The sequence below is a fragment of the Pseudothauera hydrothermalis genome, from assembly GCF_003345255.1.
Classification (GTDB): Bacteria; Pseudomonadota; Gammaproteobacteria; order Burkholderiales; family Rhodocyclaceae; genus Pseudothauera; species Pseudothauera hydrothermalis.
Map to the genome: position 1 here is coordinate 2779882 of NZ_CP029331.1, position 16670 is coordinate 2796551.

Here is a 16670-nt window from a genome sequence, read left to right on the forward strand (position 1 = left end):
TTGAAATTCACCATTTACCAGGAAAGCCGCGTCGGACGACGCAAATCGAATCAGGATCGCATCGCCTACTGCTATTCCCGCGACGCCCTGCTGCTGGTGCTGGCCGACGGCATGGGCGGTCATCTGCACGGCGAAGTCGCCGCGCAGATCGCGGTGCAGTTCATCACGCAGGCTTTTCAGCGCGAAGCCCTGCCGCTCTTGCACGACCCGTCGATGTTCCTGTCCCGTGCGCTGGCCAACGCCCACAACGCCATCCTGGACTACGCTTTCGACAAGGACCTGCCCGAGGCGCCGCGCACCACGGTGGTTGCCTGCGTGGTGCAGGAAGGACAAGCACAATGGGCGCATGCCGGCGATTCGCGCCTGTATCTGCTGCGCGGCGGACGCATCATCGCGCAGACCCGCGACCACTCGCGGGTACAGTTGATGATGGATCAAGGCTTGCTCGACGCCCAGAGCGCTTCCCGACATCCAGGGCGCAACCGTATTTATTCCTGCCTGGGTGGCAGCCATCCGCCGCAGGTGGAATTCTCCAAACCGGTCGCACTGCGCGACAATGACACCCTGGCGCTGTGCAGCGACGGCCTGTGGGGGCCGCTGGGCGATGCTGGCATCCTGCTCGGCCTGTCGGACACTTTCGTGCAGGAAGCGGTCCCGCGGCTAATGGACAAGGCCGAGCAACTCGCCGGGGCGGGCTGCGACAATCTTTCCCTGATCGCGGTACGCTGGCATGACGACAGCGCACCGCTGTCGGCCGATTCGGTCTCGACCCAGACCATGGCCATGAACGATTTTGCCACCAAGCTCGACAGCTTCGAACTCAGCCGCACCCCGGCCAACGACATCGAACTGACCGACGACGAAATCGAGCGCGCGATTGCCGAGATCAACGCTGCGATCCAAAAATTCAGCAAATAAACGAAAGGACTTTCCCGATGCGCCCCAGCCAACGCCTAGCCGACGAGCTGCGCCCGGTTCGCCTCACCCGCCACTACACCTGCCATGCCGAAGGTTCGGTGCTGGTCGAGTTCGGCCACACCCGGGTGCTATGCACCGCCAGCGTGGAAGAGACGGTACCGCCTTTCCTGCGCGGCAAGGGCCAAGGTTGGGTGACCGCCGAATACGGCATGCTGCCGCGCGCCACCCACACCCGCAGCGCCCGCGAAGCCGCCAAAGGCAAACAAAGCGGCCGCACGCTGGAAATCCAGCGTCTGATCGGCCGCAGCCTGCGCGCGGTGGTGGATCTTGCCGCACTGGGCGAGCGCCAGGTAACCGTTGATTGCGACGTACTGCAAGCCGACGGCGGCACCCGCACCGCGGCGATCACCGGCGGCTGTGTGGCCTTGCACGATGCGCTCGCTCGCCTGCAAACCGAAGGCACGCTCGCCACCAACCCGCTACGGGATCTAGTCGCTGCCGTCTCGGTGGGGCTGTACCGCGGCACCCCGGTACTGGACCTCGACTACGATGAAGATTCCGCCTGCGACACCGATATGAACGTGGTCATGACTGGCGCCGGCGGCTTGGTCGAAGTACAGGGCACAGCCGAAGGCATGCCGTTTTCCCGGGCTGAGTGCGATGCGCTGCTGGATCTGGCCGAACACGGCATCGGCCGTCTGATCGAAATCCAACGGGCCGCACTGGCCACCTGAACCGCCACGCCTGACCCCTGGAGCCCCCATGAGCACCCGGCTCGTTCTTGCCAGCAACAACGCCAAAAAAGCCGCCGAACTGCAAGCCCTGCTCGCACCGCTCGGCCTGCAAGTGATCCCACAGGCCGCACTGGGTGTAGCCGAGGCCGAAGAACCGCATGTCACTTTCGTCGAAAACGCCCTGGCCAAGGCCCGCCATGCCGCCGCAGCCACCGGCCTGCCGGCGATCGCCGACGATTCCGGGTTGTGCGTCGCCGCGCTGGGCGGCGCGCCCGGCGTGCATTCGGCGCGCTATGCCGGCGAACCGAAGTCCGACGCGCGCAACAACGCCCTGCTACTCGAACGCTTAGCCGGTGTCGCCGACCGTCGCGCGCATTTCGTCTCGGTGGTAGTGCTGGTGCGTGCGGCCGACGATCCGCAACCGCTGATCGCCGATGGCCAATGGCACGGCGAAATCCTCCAAGCCCCGCGCGGCGAGGGCGGCTTTGGCTACGACCCGCTGTTCTGGCTGCCGGAACTCGGCCAGACCGCCGCCGAGCTGGATGCCGCGCTTAAAAACACGCTGAGCCACCGGGGCGCAGCCATGCGTCACCTGCTCGACCGCCTGAAAGCACACCCTCTGTGAGCGCCCGCCGCATCATCCCGCTTACCGCGATAGCGCCCGCGGCAAGCCCAGCCCCCCTGCCGCAACGCCCGCAACTGAGTGTCCCGCCGCCGCTGGCGCTGTACATCCACTATCCCTGGTGTGTCAGAAAGTGTCCGTACTGCGACTTCAATTCCCACACCGTACGCGCGGCCGAGCCGCCGCATGCGGCATACGTGGACGCGCTGATTGCCGACCTCATTGCCGCCCTACCCCAGATCTGGGGCCGGCGGGTGGTCAGCGTATTCCTCGGAGGCGGCACACCCAGCCTGCTGCCAGCGACCGAACTCGACCGTCTGCTCACCGCGGTGCGCACCTTGCTGCCACTGGAACCAGGCGCCGAGATCACCCTGGAAGCCAACCCCGGCACCGTGGAAGCCGCGCGCTTGCGCGACTACCGCAGCGCCGGCGTCACCCGGGTGTCGCTGGGCGTGCAGAGCTTCGACGACCGTTTGCTGGCCGCCATCGGCCGCATCCACGACGGCCGCGAGGCGCGGGAGGCGGTGGACGTGGCGCTGTCGACCTTCGAGCGAGTCAACCTCGACCTGATGTACGCACTACCCGGCCAGGACATCAAGCAAGCGCTGGCCGACCTTGGTACCGCCATCGCCAGCGGGGTCGGACACCTGTCCTGCTACCACCTCACCCTGGAGCCCAACACCCCCTTCGCCCGCCAGCCGCCGCCGCTGCCGGACGCCGACCTGGCCGCCGACATGCAAGAGGCCATCGAGCACACGCTGGCCGACGCCGGCTTCCATCACTACGAGATTTCCGCCTTTGCCCGGCGAGGCGAGCAATGCCGTCATAACCTCAACTACTGGACTTTCGGCGATTATCTGGGCATTGGCGCCGGCGCGCACGGCAAGCTCTCCAGCCATTGGGGCATCGAGCGCCAGATGCGCCACAAACATCCCGAGCGCTATCTTGCCGCCGCCCAAAGCGGCGATTTCATCCAAGAAAAACGCGAGGTAAGCGTGGCCGAGCTGCCCTTTGAATTCATGATGAACGCCCTGCGGCTTATCGACGGCGTGCCGGCAGCGCTGTTTGCCGCGCGCACCGGCATCCCGCTCGCCGCCATCGCCGCGCCGCTGGCCGAAGCCCGCGGTCGCGCACTGCTGGCCTCCGAACCGGAGCGTCTGCGCCCCACTACGCTGGGTCGGCGCTTTCTCAACGATTTGCTGCAGCTATTTCTGGACGACCGGCAGTAGGGCCGCCGTGGCATGAATGACGCGCTGTCGGGGCGCGCGGTCAAGGGGCCTCACACATGCAGTGCGCATACAGATGGTCGCGGTCGTGCCACTGCAACAAGTCCGCGGCTGCACCCTCCAGTTGCCCCAGTAAACGGGCCAAGGCGGAGCGGCTTGCGGGCGCCGTATCCAGGCCCGCGGCCTCGAGCAGACTGCGCAATAGGCGGCGCATCGGCGAAGGCTGCGCAGCCGGCCAGGTCAGATCGAAGCGCTCGATCCCGGCCCGGGCAGCGGCCGCACGCACCGCCGCATCCAGCCCTCCCAACTGATCCACCAGCCCGAGCTTGTCGGCCGCCGTGCCGGTCCACACCCGACCGCGGGCGACCACGTTCACCTCTTCTACGCGCATCTGACGAGCCTTGGCCACCACTTGCAGAAAGCGCCGATATCCATGCTCGATGCCCAATTGCAGCGCTTGCGCAGCGGCCGGCGCCATTGGCCGGCGCAGATCGAAGGCGCCGGCCAAAGGTCCGGTACCCACGCCGTCGACCGCCACGCCCACGCGCGCCAGCGGCTCGCTGAATTCTGGAAAAAGCGCAAAGACGCCGATCGAACCGGTCAGGCTCAGCGGGCTCGCCCAGATCTCGTCGGCCCCGGCGGCAATCCAATAGCCGCCGGATGCCGCCACCGAGCTCATCGAGGCCACCACCGGCTTGCCCGCCTGACGAGTGAGTTCGAGTTCGCGCCGGATCAACTCCGACGCCCATGCGCTGCCCCCTGGCGAATCGATACGCAGCACCACCGCTTTGACGCTGTCGTCTTCGCGCACCTCGCGGATCAGCCGGGCCAGGGTGTCGCCACCGACCGTACCGGGCGGCTGCTCGCCATCGATGATGGCCCCCTGTGCCACCAACACCGCAATCCGCTCACGCTCGGCCGGACGCTCGGCACGCACCGCCGCCAGATAGGCGTCCGCGCTGATCTGACGGAAACCGTCAAGATCGCCATCGCGCAGATCATCCGCCGCGGTGTCGGCCGCCCCCACCCGTTCGATCAGCAGTTTTCGCCATTCATCGCGGGTGCTGAGCCGATCGACCAGTCCGGCAGCCAGCGCTGCGCGTGCGGCATCGCCTTCGGCGGCCGCCAAAACCGCCGGATAGTCGGCGATGTAGCGCTCCAGCGCGGACATCTCCAGCTTGCGCGCAGCGGCAATTTCACTTCGCACTACGCCCCACAGGCCATCGAGTAGATCGCGGGTGGCCTCGCGGTCCTCATTCGACATATCGCGCCGGGTAAACGGCTCGCTGAACGACTTGTATTCGCCCACCCGGAACACGTGCACCTTGATTCCGAGCCGTTCGAGCGCCTCGCCAAAATAGGTCACATAGCGCGCCAACCCACCCAGCAGCACAAAACCATCCGGCGCCAGATGGATTTCGTCGGCCACCGAACCCAGGTAATACTGGGCCTGAGTGAAACGCTCCCCGCGCACCAGCACCGGCTTGCCGGCGGCACGAAAATCCTGCAGGGCCTGACGCAGTTCGGCCAATTTGGACAGTCCGCCGCCTTGCAACCCGTCGGTCTCCAGCACCAACATGCTGATGCGCGCGTCGTCCCGTGCGGCAGCGATGGCTTCGAGCAGATCGGCCAGTACGATCTGCCCTTCGGCAGGGCGGTTGTCGCGCAGCAGACTCAAAGGATCGTCGAAGGCCGCCTGCTCGACCAGCACACCACGTGGCTTGACTAACAGCGCCGCACTGTCGGGCACCTGCGGCCCAGGGCGAAGGATCAGAGCGAGCACCGCTCCCAGCAGCAATAGTATGACGAAATTCACCAGCGTTCGACGCACCGCGTCCAGCCACCGCCAGAGGGCTCCCAGCAGCCGACCGCTGAAGCCGAAAATTTTTCCGATCATGTAAGGCGCTCCTTGGGTCTCCACGGCGTAACCCGTACGCCTGCAGCCATCACACAGAGCTTACCGGAAGTTGCCACGGATCGAAGGCACCCCGGCTCAGGCACGACGCCGGAACACCACGTCCCACACCCCGTGGCCGAGGCGCAGACCACGCTGCTCGAACTTGGTCAGCGGACGATAATCGGGGCGCGGGGCAAAACCGTTGGCACTGTTTTCCAGCGCCGGCTCGGCGGTAAGCACCTCCAGCATCCAATGCGCGTAGTCCTCCCAATCGGTTGCGCAGTGCAGGTAACCGCCGGGCGCGAGCTTGGCAGCGATCAGCGCGACGAAATCGGGTTGGATGATGCGCCGTTTATGGTGGCGCTTCTTGCGCCAGGGATCGGGGAAAAACACGTGCACGCCGGCCAAAACGCCGTCCGGGATCATGTCACGCAACACCTCGACCGCGTCATGCTGAACGATGCGCACATTTCCCAGGCTCTGTTCGGCCACCAACTTGCACAGCGCGCCTACGCCGGGAGTGTGCACCTCGATACCCAAATAGTCGTTCTCCGGGTGTGCGGCGGCAATGCGTGCAGTGGTCTCGCCCATGCCGAAACCGATTTCCACGATCTTCGGCGCGCAGCGCCCGAACACCGCATCGAGATCCACCGGCGCTTCGCGGTAGGGCACGCCGATCCGCGGCAGCATGGTGTCCAGATAACGCTGTTGAGCGTCCGAGATGCGCCCTTGACGCAGCACAAAACTGCGAATCGAACGGCGCGAAAACCGCTGCGCCTCGCCCTGCGGCAGGCTGCGATCATGAATACCGACACTCATGCTCAGGTCCCGATCAGGCCGCTGCTGGGCGAACTGGGATCGGCCGAATAAAGCTTACGCGGCATGCGCCCCGCCAGAAAAGCCTCGCGCCCGGCAGCCACCGCTTTTTTCATTGCGCCGGCCATCAACACCGGGTTGCGCGCCGCGGCAATGGCGGTGTTCATCAACACCCCATCGCAGCCCAACTCCATGGCAATGGCCGCGTCCGAGGCAGTACCCACCCCGGCGTCGACGATCACCGGCACCTTGGCGTTATCGATGATCAGCCGCAGATTCCACGGATTGACAATGCCCATGCCCGAGCCGATCAGCGAAGCCAGCGGCATCACCGCGACACAACCGAGCTCTTCCAACATCTTGGCCTGGACGGGATCGTCCGAGCAGTACACCATGACCTCAAACCCCTCTCTGACCAGGATTTCAGCCGCCTTCAGGGTCTCGGGCATGTTGGGAAACAAGGTAGCCGGATCGCCCAGCACCTCCAACTTGACCAACGCATGGCCATCGAGCAGCTCGCGCGCCAGCCGCAGAGTACGCACTGCATCCTCGGCGCTGTAACAGCCTGCGGTGTTGGGCAGGATGGTGAACCGGTCAGGTGGCAGCACATCGAGCAAGTTGGGCTCATCCGGATTTTGGCCGATGTTGGTGCGACGGATGGCCACGGTCACGATCTGGGCCCCGCTGGCCTCGACCGCTGCGCAGGTTTCGGCAAAATCCCGGTATTTACCGGTACCGACCAGCAGGCGAGACGCGTAAGACCTACCCGCGATCACCAAGGCATCGTTCATGATGGACCTGTCTCCGAAAAAGTTGCAAAGAGTGCTGGAACGCGTCGCCTGACGCACTCAACCGCCACCGACCGCGACTACGATCTCCAGCCGGTCGCCGTCGGCGAGCACGGTTTCGGCATGGCGCGCACGCGGCACGATCTCGCCGTTGCGCTCGACGGCCAGACGCTTGCCGGCCAGACCACGGCGCAGCAACAACTCGGACACGGTAAGTCCGTCATCCAAGGATTCGGCCTGGCCATTGATGATGAGTTGGATCATGAAACCCGACATGCGCAATGGGCCAGCATCGCTGGCTTGAGCGCCGATCTTATCACGCTAGCCGATTGCACGCCCCTGGACCGCTCCATTACAATTTCGGCCGCCGGCGAAACTTTTCCGCCGCCCTCAGAGCGGGCGTCGTATAACGGCTATTACCTCAGCTTCCCAAGCTGATGACGAGGGTTCGACTCCCTTCGCCCGCTCCACTCTGACTTCAAGCACTTAGGTCAGCATCCGGCCTGGGCGTTTTTGCGTCCGGCTGCAGCCGCGATTGCAAACGCTTTGTAAGCGCTCGCCTCACTGACTCGCCTGCTGCATCGGGGACGAGACATTACCGGCAGCGCCCTGCAACCGGCGCCGAAAACATCACGATGGCAAACCGATAACCCTTCGCCTGCATGCTCGGAGAAGGTAGAGTTGTGGGATCGCAAAAACCCGCCATCGGGGAGATCGCTCATGACTTGCCCGCTTTGTGTCCGTACCGACGAAGTGCTGGTGTGGGACGATCAGCTCTGCCGGGTAATCGCGGTCGCGGACGACGACTATCCCGGTTTTTGTCGGGTCATCTGGCAGCATCACGTGGCGGAAATGAGCGATCTGGCCGTGCCCGAGCAACGGCATCTGCTCAATGTGGTGTTGGCTACTGAAATCGCTTTGCGCGAGACGATGCAGCCCCACAAAATCAATCTGGCAAGTCTTGGCAATGTGGTGCCACACCTGCACTGGCATGTGATTCCACGTTTTACCGACGACCGCCACTTCCCGCAACCGATATGGGGCGTGGCGCAGCGTGCGTCGAGCGCACCCCGGCCGGCGCCCGACCGGCTCGCCTTGGGCACGGCGATTGGCCATGCACTGGCGGAACTGACCGCAGGCTGAATCAGGCGCCGCGCGGCTCGCCGAGGGAACACATCATGGACTACCGCAATCCGGCTGAATGCCTGGCCGAGATCGCCAGACTGAATCCTCTGGAGGTCGACCGTACCCGCACTTTGCTTACCCGCATCGTCGGCAGCCTGCTCGAGGCGATGCCGGCGCTCAACCAGCATCTGGAGGTGCTCGAAGCGGCACGCGAGACAATCGCCCGGGTTCAGGCCGAGTGCGCGCGCCGCTACGCCGCCCACCCTTTGCCGCCCGACAGCGAGGAAAACAACACCCTGCAAAGCGTGGTCGGTCTATGGCAGGCGATGGCACGCTCCTACGCGCACATTGCGCGCCAGGACGCGCCCCATGGCACGCTGGCCGAACAACTGCCGCTGCTCATCCAGCGCCGGTTGCACTACACCGGCTTGGCGCTGCTCGAATACCTGCGCGCACACCGGGCCGTACCAAACGGGCTGTGGCTCGATCTGCACGATTGTGCCGCACTGGCCGAACGCAGCGGCAAGCTGCGCATCCGTGTCAGCGACCCGCTCAACGAAGTCTGGCGCGCACAAAGTCCGTTGGAAGCTTATATCGCTGTGTTGCTGGTGGAGCTGGCCAATCCGTTCGGCCGCTCTGAGGACGAGTTCAAACTGATCTGTAAATGGGCGCAGCGTTTCGCGCCCTATTGCGACCTCGCCGTGCAGCCAGACCGCTCCCGTAACGCGGTCTATGCTTTGGACTTTTCCCAAGACCATGCGCTGCGCCCGCTTGGCATGTTGCCGGCAACCGACAGCGTGCGCCGCTTCGATGGCAGCCGTCTTGCCGCACAGATGCAGGCGGCGTTCGGACAACTGAAGCGGGGCGCCAGCCCGGCATCGCTCGGCCTGGGCCGTGACACCGCGGCCTCGACCGCTGCGCGTCTGCTGGTTTCGCTCTACCGCCCTTGGGGTCTGGGCTCGGCCGGGCGCCGCTTTCCGCGGCGTGGCGCTAAAGGTACGACATCGCTTTGCGGCGACTGGCTGGCCATTGGCTACCATGTTGCCGGCCGCATCTTCGAACAGCCCAGACCATATAACGGTCTCAACAGTCTGCATAGCGACATCGGCCTGCTCACCTTTGGCGAGCGCGCCCCCGAGGCGACTCAGCCGATTAGCGCTGCCGAGCGCGAGCGTCGCGCCGAAGCACTGGGTTTTGCCTGTGTGCGTTGGCAGGTGGCAGACCAGTCGGTCAGCGGTTTTCGTCTGGTGCAGATGCAAGAGCACGAACGGCTCGAACATCACCAGTTGATCGGCATACGCCCACCGGATGGGGAGCATTTTCTGCTCGCCCAGATCAGCTGGTTGATGTACCGCAACGATGGCGTCATGGAAGCCGGTGTGCAGGTGTTGCCCGGACTGCCACAGGTGATTGCCGCGCGTGTGTTGACGCTGCAGCCCGGCAACCGCACGCCCTACAGTCAGGCTTTTCTGCTGCCGGGCTCGGCTGCACTCAATACCGCGGATGCCCTGGTGCTGCCGCAGGGCTGGTTCCAGCCCAATCGCGTGCTCGAGGTGTTCCGCGATGGCACCCCCTGGCACTACCGCTTACGCAAATCCCTTGCCCAAGGCCCCAATTTTGAACAAGTCAGCTTCGAGATTTTGGCCAAACAGTGAAGCCGTGCGCTTCACTCCGACGCCAGACGTGCCTTGGGAAACCGCACGCTGAACCGGCTGCCTTGGCCGAGACGGCTGTCGATATGAAGTTCGGCCTGGTGACGGCTCAGGATGTGCTTGACGATCGCCAAACCCAGACCGGTACCGCCGGTCTCCCGCGAGCGCCCCAGATCCACACGGTAAAAGCGTTCGGTCAATCGCGGCAGATGTTCGGGCGCAATGCCAATGCCGTTGTCTTCCACGGCGAACTCCGCACCATGGGCGTCACATGTCCACTGCAGACGGATCTTGCCGCCCGGCGGGGTATAACGCACCGCGTTACTGGCCAAATTGGCAAAGGCGCTGTGCAATTCTTTCTGGCTGCCAAGCAGCACGCCACCGCCATCGATTTCCAGGGTCACTTCATGTTTGCCGGCTGACAGCAGTTCAGCCTGCTGGTGCACTTCGCGCAGCAGTCCGGCAACATCCACACGCTCTTCGACCGGCGCCGGTGCGCCGGTTTCCAACGCGGACAGGGTCAGCAGGTCTTCGATCAGACGCTGCATGCGGGTGGACTGATCATGCGCAAGTTTGATGAAACGCTCGATATCCTCGCGCGGAAAGTCCTCCCAACCATCCATCAAGGTTTCCAGAAAGCCACTGACCACGGTCAGCGGCGTGCGCAATTCATGAGAGACATTGGCCACGAAATCGCGCCGCATGGTCTCCAGCTTTTCGATTTGCGTAATGTCGCGTGAGACCACCATTTTTTGGTCGTCACCAAAGGGAATGACCTGTACCAGCAAAGTCAACCCTTTGCGCCGCGCCGACACCAGCACCAGCGGTTCGGCATAATGGCCTGCGGCAAGGTAGCGGCAAAACTCGGGCTGGCGCACCAGATTGGTCACCGGCACGCCGAGATCCGTGGCATGGTCCAAGCCGAAATGCTCTTCGGCCTTACGATTGATCCACTCGATCGTTTCATGTTCCGAAAGATAAAGCACGCCATCGGGCATAGCCTGACTGGCCTCGCGGAATCGTTCGAGGGCGGCCGATAGGCGTTCGCGGCTGTCATAGGCCAGCTTCGCCCGCCGGTCCAGATCGGCAAACAAAAATCCCCACACCCCTCGCACCCGCGGCACCGGCGTGCCGACCGGCTGGCGGGTCCACAAAGCGAGCTGCTGCATACAGCGCAAATGATGCCAGCCGACCACCAGCAGCCCCACCAGCATCGAGGCCAGGCCGATATCGAGGCCGGCCAAAAGGGTCACGGTGGCCCCCAGCATGGCAAGCGACAACAGCGTGACCAGTGCGCCCGCCCAAATGTATCGAACCGGCCGGATTGCCATATCGGGCTGGGGACTCAACGCGACGTATCGCTGTGATCGGCCTGCGCCGAGAAACGATAACCGCTGCCCCGTACCGTCTGAATGAAGCGGTCGCAGCCGGTCGGCTCCAGCGCACCGCGCAAGCGGCGGATATGCACATCGACCGTGCGTTCTTCCACGAACACATGATCGCCCCACACCTGGTCGAGTAGTTGCGCGCGCGAATGCACCCGCTCCGGATGGGTCATCAAAAAATGCAGCAGGCGAAATTCGGTGGGCCCCAGGTTGACCGGCCGATCGCCGGCGCTCACCCGGTGGGTGGCCGGGTCCAGCCGCAGCTCGCCGATCGTCACCGCATCTTCGGTGGCTTGCGGCGCCCGCCGGCGCAGCACGGCTTTGATACGCGCGACCAGCTCACGGGGGCTGAACGGCTTGGTGATGTAATCGTCCGCGCCGATTTCCAGTCCGGACACCTTGTCCTGTTCTTCGCCCCGCGCGGTCAACATGATGATCGGAATTTCTCGGGTGCGCTCGTCGGCGCGCAGGCGCCTTGCAAACTCGATGCCCGACATGCCGGGCAACATCCAGTCGAGCAGCACCAAATCGGGCAAGGCGTCACGCACGATACGCTGGGCGGTTTCGGCATCCGCCGCGCGCACCACATGATGGCCGGCGCGGGCGAGGTTGGCGGCGATCAATTCCTGAATCGCCGGTTCATCTTCCACGAGCAAGATATTGGCTGGCATGGCAGGCTCCGTTTGACTGCGGCCAGTGTATTGCAGCAGCTTGAACTTTTTATGACACGTCATCGACCCGCAACGGCGGACCGATGAGCGCCGCCCACCGGCCTGCTAAGCGCTCAGCAGGGATGAATGGGGATTCGGGTATTATGATGACCTTCGATCGGAGCTGTGCACCCATGGCAGGACTCGACCCAACCACCCCCTTTCCAACCGGCATCACGCTGCATCGCGCCAGCCGTGTGCTGGAGATCAGTTTTGAAGACGGGCGCAGTTTCCGCCTGCCTTTCGAGTTTTTACGTGTGTATTCGCCTTCGGCCGAGGTGCGCGGCCACGGCGCCGGTCAGGCGGTGCTGCAACAAGGCAAGCGCGATATCGACATCATAAACATCGAGCCGGTGGGCAATTATGCGATCCGACCGGTGTTCTCCGACGGCCACGACAGCGGTCTGTACTCCTGGGACTATCTTTACGACCTTGGCTGCCGACAGGAGGCACTGTGGGCGGACTATCTGGCCCGCTTGGCGCGCGAAGGTGGCAGTCGCGATCCGGCCGCGGTCGCTGCGCCCGCGCCCCAAGGCGGTTGCGGCCGCCATCGTTGATACCGTTTTGCGGGGCGCAGCCCCGCAGATTGAAGAGCGCTGACCATGGACGACAACACCACACATTTTGGCTTTCAGACCGTGGCCGAAGAGGAAAAGCGCAAGAAGGTTGCGCAGGTTTTCTCTTCGGTTGCACGCAAGTACGACATCATGAACGACTTGATGTCGCTGGGCCTGCATCGGTTGTGGAAGGCATTTACCGTGCAGGTTTCTGGCGTACGGGAAGGCGACCGCGTGCTGGATGTCGCCGGCGGCACAGCCGATCTTTCGCTGGCCTTTGCCCGGCGTGTGGGTGAGTCTGGCCAAGTATGGCTGACCGATATCAACCACGCCATGCTGGCGGTCGGCCGCGACCGGGTGCTCGACCGCGGCTTTGCGTTACCCGTGGCGCAATGCGACGCGGAGAAGCTGCCTTTTGCCGATGACTGGTTCGACTGCGTCACCGTGGCTTTCGGGCTGCGCAATATGACCCACAAAGATCGCGCGCTCTCCGAAATGCGCCGTGTGCTCAAACCGGGCGGGCGACTGCTGGTGCTGGAATTCTCCAAAGTCTGGAAGCCGCTGGAGCCGGCTTACGATCTCTATTCTTTCAAGCTGCTGCCCTGGCTGGGCAAGAAAGTCGCCAATGACGCGGACAGCTACCGCTATCTGGCCGAATCGATCCGCATGCATCCCGGTCAGGAAGAATTGAAAACCATGATGGAACAAGCCGGCCTTGGCAAGGTCGATTATTTCAACCTGACCGCAGGCATTGTGGCTCTGCACCGGGGATACAAGTTTTGAAACAAGGGATTCAACCGATATGAAAAAGTTTTTGCTCTCATTCGTTCTCGGGGTGTTCGCGATAGGCTTGGCCGTTCCCGAGGCCGAGGCCAAACGCTTGGGCGGCGGCAGCAGCTTCGGCATGCAACGTCAGACCACCCCGCCCACCGCAGCGCCACGGGCGCCGGCCGCCACTGCCCCGCAAACCGCCAATGCTGCGGCAACCAAGCCCAAGTCATCGTGGATGGGGCCGCTTGCCGGTTTGGCCGCCGGCCTGGGTCTGGCCGCACTCTTTGCGCATCTGGGCCTGGGCGAGGAGTTCGCCTCGTTGGTCCTGATGCTGTTGCTGATCGGCGGAGCCTTCCTGGTGTTCCGCATGCTGACCCGCACGAGCGCAGGCACCGCAAACCGTCTTCAATACGCTGGCGCGCAACACGGCGATACCTTCGCGCCCACCGGCGCCGAACCGTCGGTAGCGGCAGGCAGTACACGCTTTCCCGCCGGTTTCGACGCGCAGTCTTTCGCACGGGAAGCCAAAAAGCAATTCATCCGGCTCCAGGCCGCACATGACGCGGGCGATTTGGAAGACATCCGCGCCTTCACCACACCGGAAGTCTTTGCCGAAATCCGCATGCAACTGGCCGAACGCGGCAGTACGCCGCAGCGCACTGACGTGGTGGAACTGAACGCCGAGGTACTGGAGGTTGCCGAAGAGAACGGCCAATACATCGTCAGCGTGCGCTACAGCGGCCTGTTGCGTGAAGAGGTCGACGCTGCGCCGGCGCCGTTCGATGAGATCTGGCACCTGACCAAGCCGGTGTCCGGCACGCGCGGCTGGCTGATCGCTGGCATTCAACAACTGAGCTAAACTTTGGCCGATGCCACTGCACTCGAAGGGCGGCGCAGCCGCCCTTTTTGCTTCATGATCGACTACGCCTTCATCACCGTGTTCAACCGCCTGCTATCGCGCGCGCCCTGGGCACGCCAGCGACTGCAGCCACATGCCGGACTACTCGCAAAGCTCGACGCGCAACCGAACAGTGTACTGTTCGAAGTGACCGCAGAGGGCATGCTGCAATCGTCCGCGAAAACCAACCCTGACGTGGTACTTACCCTCCAGCTGGCCGCACTTGGGCAGTTTGCCGCGGGACAGGTCGATGCGGCGCTGCGCAGCGTTCATATCCAGGGCAACGCCGAATTTGCCGACGCCCTGGGGTTTGTCTTCCGTAATTTGCGCTGGGACGCGGAAGAAGACCTGGCGCAGATTTTTGGCGACGTCGCCGCCCATCGACTGGCCAACACCGGGCGCGCCATCGTTGCCGCGCAGCGGCGCATGGTGGAGAGCGTTGCCGGAAATCTCGTCGAATACCTCACTGAAGAGCAACCGATGCTCGTTCCGCGGGCGCTAAACGAGCAGTTTGCCGATGCGTTGCGCGTGCTGCGCGACGCGGTGGCCCGCACCGAAAAGCGCATCGACCGGCTGCAAACGCGCATCCACGGCAAGACGCAGCGCTAAGCGGTAGGTGGCAAGGCGGCACAAAAAAGGCAGCCCGCAGGCTGCCTTTTGAATGTGTGTCGACGCGGGGTCAATGACCGCGCTTGCGCAGCTTCTGGATCGCCGCAAGTTGCGCAATGGCTTCGGCCAATTCAGCCTGAGCCTTGGCGTAGTCCAGTTGCGAAGTCTGGTTGGCCATTGCTTCTTCGGCCTTGCGCTTGGCTTCGAGCGCTTTGGCTTCGTCCAGATCGCGGCCGCGGATCGCGGTATCGGCCAGCACTGTCACCAAACCGGGTTGCACTTCGAGAATGCCGCCAGCGACGAACACCAGCTCGTCCTCGGCCTGGTTGGGCACTTTTACCCGCACCGCACCCGGCTTGATCCGGGTCATCAGCGGCATATGACCAGGCAGAATGCCCAGCTCCCCCGCTTCACCCGGTAATGCGACGAACTCCGCCAGCCCGGAAAAAATCTGCTCTTCCGCGCTGACGATGTCCACATGTACCGTCATAGCCATAGTGTTTCCTCATCAATTCCGCGCGGAGCAAGCGCTCCGCGCGGATACCGGCGGGTTACTGGAGCTTCTTGGCCTTCTCGATGGCTTCGTCGATATTGCCTACCATGTAGAAAGCCTGCTCCGGCAGGTGATCCAGCTCACCGCTGACGATCGCCTTGAAGCCGGCGATGGTGTCTTTCAGCGGCACGTACTTGCCCGGCGAACCGGTGAACACTTCCGCAACGTGGAACGGTTGCGACAGGAAGCGCTGGATTTTGCGTGCGCGGGCCACGGTGAGCTTGTCTTCCGGCGACAGTTCGTCCATGCCCAGAATCGCGATGATGTCCCGCAGTTCCTTGTACTTTTGCAGCGTTTGCTGCACGGCACGCGCGGTGTTGTAGTGCTCCTCGCCGACGATCAGCGGATCGAGCTGGCGGCTGGTGGAATCGAGCGGGTCGACCGCCGGGTAGATACCCAGGGCGGCGATGTCGCGCGACAGCACCACGGTGGAGTCCAGGTGCAAGAAGGTGGTGGCCGGCGACGGGTCGGTCAGGTCATCCGCGGGCACATACACGGCCTGGATGGAGGTGATCGAACCCACCTTGGTCGAGGTGATGCGCTCTTGCAGACGACCCATTTCTTCGGCCAGCGTCGGCTGGTAACCCACCGCCGAAGGCATACGACCCAGCAGCGCCGACACTTCGGTACCGGCCAGGGTGTAGCGGTAGATGTTATCGACGAAGAACAGAATGTCGCGCCCTTCGTCACGGAAGCGTTCGGCCATGGTCAGACCGGTCAGCGCCACGCGCAGACGGTTGCCCGGCGGTTCGTTCATCTGACCGAACACCATCGCCACCTTGTCCAGCACGTTGGAGTCTTTCATCTCGTGGTAGAAGTCGTTCCCTTCACGGGTACGCTCACCCACGCCAGCGAACACCGACAAGCCGGAATGCTGCTTGGCGATGTTGTTGATCAGCTCCATCATGTTCACGGTCTTGCCCACACCGGCGCCACCGAACAAACCCACCTTGCCGCCCTTGGCGAACGGGCAGATCAGGTCGATCACTTTGATGCCGGTTTCCAGCAGTTCCACCGAGGGAGATAGTTCATCGAACTTGGGCGCCTTTTGATGGATGGCGCGGACTTCGTCGGTCTGAATCGGACCGGCTTCGTCGATCGGGCGGCCCAGCACATCCATGATGCGGCCGAGCGTGCCGTGGCCCACCGGAACCGAAATCGGCGCGCCGGTATTGGAAACCTTCATGCCGCGGCGCAGGCCGTCGGACGAACCCAGCGCGATGGTGCGCACCACGCCGTCGCCGAGCTGCTGCTGGACCTCGAAGGTAAGCCCCGGCTCGGCAAACGAGTCGGCGCTGTCCTCGAGCTTCAGGGCGTCATACACCTTGGGCATGGCGTCACGGGGGAACTGGATATCCACCACGGCGCCGATGCACTGAACGATCGTACCTTGACTCATCGTCGTTTCC

At 63.7% G+C, this 16670-nt stretch carries 18 protein-coding genes and 1 tRNA gene; 11 read left to right on the forward strand and 8 right to left on the reverse strand.

The annotated features are described in order from the left end of the window. From DIE29_RS13250 to hemW, 4 genes are read left to right on the forward strand one after another with little or no spacing between them, the layout of a single operon-like run. The gene (locus DIE29_RS13250) at positions 1-918 is read left to right on the forward strand and encodes a PP2C family protein-serine/threonine phosphatase (RefSeq protein ID WP_102042777.1); all 918 of its coding nucleotides are present in this window, start codon (positions 1-3) and stop codon (positions 916-918) included. A gap of 17 nt (positions 919-935) precedes the next feature. Then, positions 936-1652, forward strand: coding sequence for a ribonuclease PH (gene rph, locus DIE29_RS13255; protein ID WP_114650119.1), 717 nt, complete (start codon positions 936-938; stop codon positions 1650-1652). Between the two features lie 28 nt (positions 1653-1680). Next, complete coding sequence (gene rdgB, locus DIE29_RS13260) at positions 1681-2277, forward strand: RdgB/HAM1 family non-canonical purine NTP pyrophosphatase (RefSeq protein ID WP_114650120.1); 597 nt, start codon at positions 1681-1683, stop codon at positions 2275-2277. Beyond that, positions 2274-3503: a radical SAM family heme chaperone HemW gene (hemW, locus tag DIE29_RS13265; protein WP_114650121.1), complete on the forward strand. Its 1230-nt coding sequence runs from the start codon at positions 2274-2276 to the stop codon at positions 3501-3503. The genes rdgB and hemW overlap by 4 nt, the downstream gene beginning before the upstream one ends. Positions 3504-3543: 40 nt before the next feature. Here hemW and sppA read toward each other — a convergent pair whose 3' ends face one another. The 4 genes from sppA to thiS all read right to left on the reverse strand — a co-directional run bounded on the left by sppA (position 3544) and on the right by thiS (position 7265). Beyond that, the gene (gene sppA / locus DIE29_RS13270) at positions 3544-5397 is read right to left on the reverse strand and encodes a signal peptide peptidase SppA (protein ID WP_108080808.1); all 1854 of its coding nucleotides are present in this window, start codon (positions 5395-5397) and stop codon (positions 3544-3546) included. Between the two features lie 96 nt (positions 5398-5493). Then, positions 5494-6216, reverse strand: a complete 723-nt coding sequence (gene trmB, locus DIE29_RS13275; protein ID WP_114650122.1) for a tRNA (guanosine(46)-N7)-methyltransferase TrmB — start codon at positions 6214-6216, stop codon at positions 5494-5496. 2 nt (positions 6217-6218) lie between these two features. Continuing rightward, a complete protein-coding gene (locus DIE29_RS13280) occupies positions 6219-7004 on the reverse strand; it encodes a thiazole synthase (RefSeq protein WP_114650123.1) in 786 nt (261 codons plus the stop codon). Positions 7005-7061: 57 nt separating this feature from the next. Next, positions 7062-7265: a sulfur carrier protein ThiS gene (gene thiS / locus DIE29_RS13285; RefSeq protein WP_102043310.1), complete on the reverse strand. Its 204-nt coding sequence runs from the start codon at positions 7263-7265 to the stop codon at positions 7062-7064. 131 nt (positions 7266-7396) lie between these two features. On the opposite strand from thiS, the gene DIE29_RS13290 reads away from it, so the two are divergent. From DIE29_RS13290 to DIE29_RS13300, 3 genes are all read left to right on the forward strand, one after another. Beyond that, positions 7397-7471 (forward strand) — tRNA-Gly (locus DIE29_RS13290). Positions 7472-7721: 250 nt separating this feature from the next. Next, positions 7722-8144, forward strand: coding sequence for an HIT family protein (locus DIE29_RS13295; protein WP_102042784.1), 423 nt, complete (start codon positions 7722-7724; stop codon positions 8142-8144). A gap of 35 nt (positions 8145-8179) precedes the next feature. Next, positions 8180-9781 carry a hypothetical protein gene (locus DIE29_RS13300; protein WP_114650124.1) on the forward strand — a complete coding sequence of 534 codons (1602 nt, stop codon included), beginning with the start codon at positions 8180-8182 and terminating at the stop codon, positions 9779-9781. An 11-nt stretch (positions 9782-9792) separates the two neighbouring features. On the opposite strand, the gene phoR is transcribed toward DIE29_RS13300, so the two are convergent. Further along, entirely contained in the window at positions 9793-11109 is a 1317-nt protein-coding gene (phoR, locus tag DIE29_RS13305; protein WP_102042786.1) for a phosphate regulon sensor histidine kinase PhoR, read from the reverse strand. A 14-nt stretch (positions 11110-11123) separates the two neighbouring features. Next, entirely contained in the window at positions 11124-11834 is a 711-nt protein-coding gene (gene phoB, locus DIE29_RS13310; protein WP_102043311.1) for a phosphate regulon transcriptional regulator PhoB, read from the reverse strand. 173 nt (positions 11835-12007) lie between these two features. On the opposite strand from phoB, the gene DIE29_RS13315 reads away from it, so the two are divergent. From DIE29_RS13315 to DIE29_RS13330, 4 genes are read left to right on the forward strand one after another with little or no spacing between them, the layout of a single operon-like run. Next, positions 12008-12430, forward strand: a complete 423-nt coding sequence (locus tag DIE29_RS13315; RefSeq protein ID WP_102042787.1) for a gamma-butyrobetaine hydroxylase family protein — start codon at positions 12008-12010, stop codon at positions 12428-12430. Between the two features lie 45 nt (positions 12431-12475). Continuing rightward, positions 12476-13213, forward strand: a complete 738-nt coding sequence (ubiE, locus tag DIE29_RS13320; RefSeq protein WP_102042788.1) for a bifunctional demethylmenaquinone methyltransferase/2-methoxy-6-polyprenyl-1,4-benzoquinol methylase UbiE — start codon at positions 12476-12478, stop codon at positions 13211-13213. Positions 13214-13232: 19 nt separating this feature from the next. After that, positions 13233-14060 carry a Tim44 domain-containing protein gene (locus DIE29_RS13325; RefSeq protein WP_102042789.1) on the forward strand — a complete coding sequence of 276 codons (828 nt, stop codon included), beginning with the start codon at positions 13233-13235 and terminating at the stop codon, positions 14058-14060. A 3-nt stretch (positions 14061-14063) separates the two neighbouring features. Next, positions 14064-14708, forward strand: a complete 645-nt coding sequence (locus tag DIE29_RS13330; protein ID WP_237269466.1) for a ubiquinone biosynthesis accessory factor UbiJ — start codon at positions 14064-14066, stop codon at positions 14706-14708. 70 nt (positions 14709-14778) lie between these two features. Here DIE29_RS13330 and DIE29_RS13335 read toward each other — a convergent pair whose 3' ends face one another. Together DIE29_RS13335 and atpD are read right to left on the reverse strand one after the other, a co-directional pair. Further along, on the reverse strand, positions 14779-15204 hold the full coding sequence (locus tag DIE29_RS13335) for a F0F1 ATP synthase subunit epsilon (RefSeq protein ID WP_102042790.1): 426 nt from the start codon (positions 15202-15204) through the stop codon (positions 14779-14781). Positions 15205-15259: 55 nt separating this feature from the next. Then, entirely contained in the window at positions 15260-16660 is a 1401-nt protein-coding gene (atpD, locus tag DIE29_RS13340; RefSeq protein ID WP_102042791.1) for a F0F1 ATP synthase subunit beta, read from the reverse strand. Between the last annotated feature and the right edge of the window lie 10 nt (positions 16661-16670).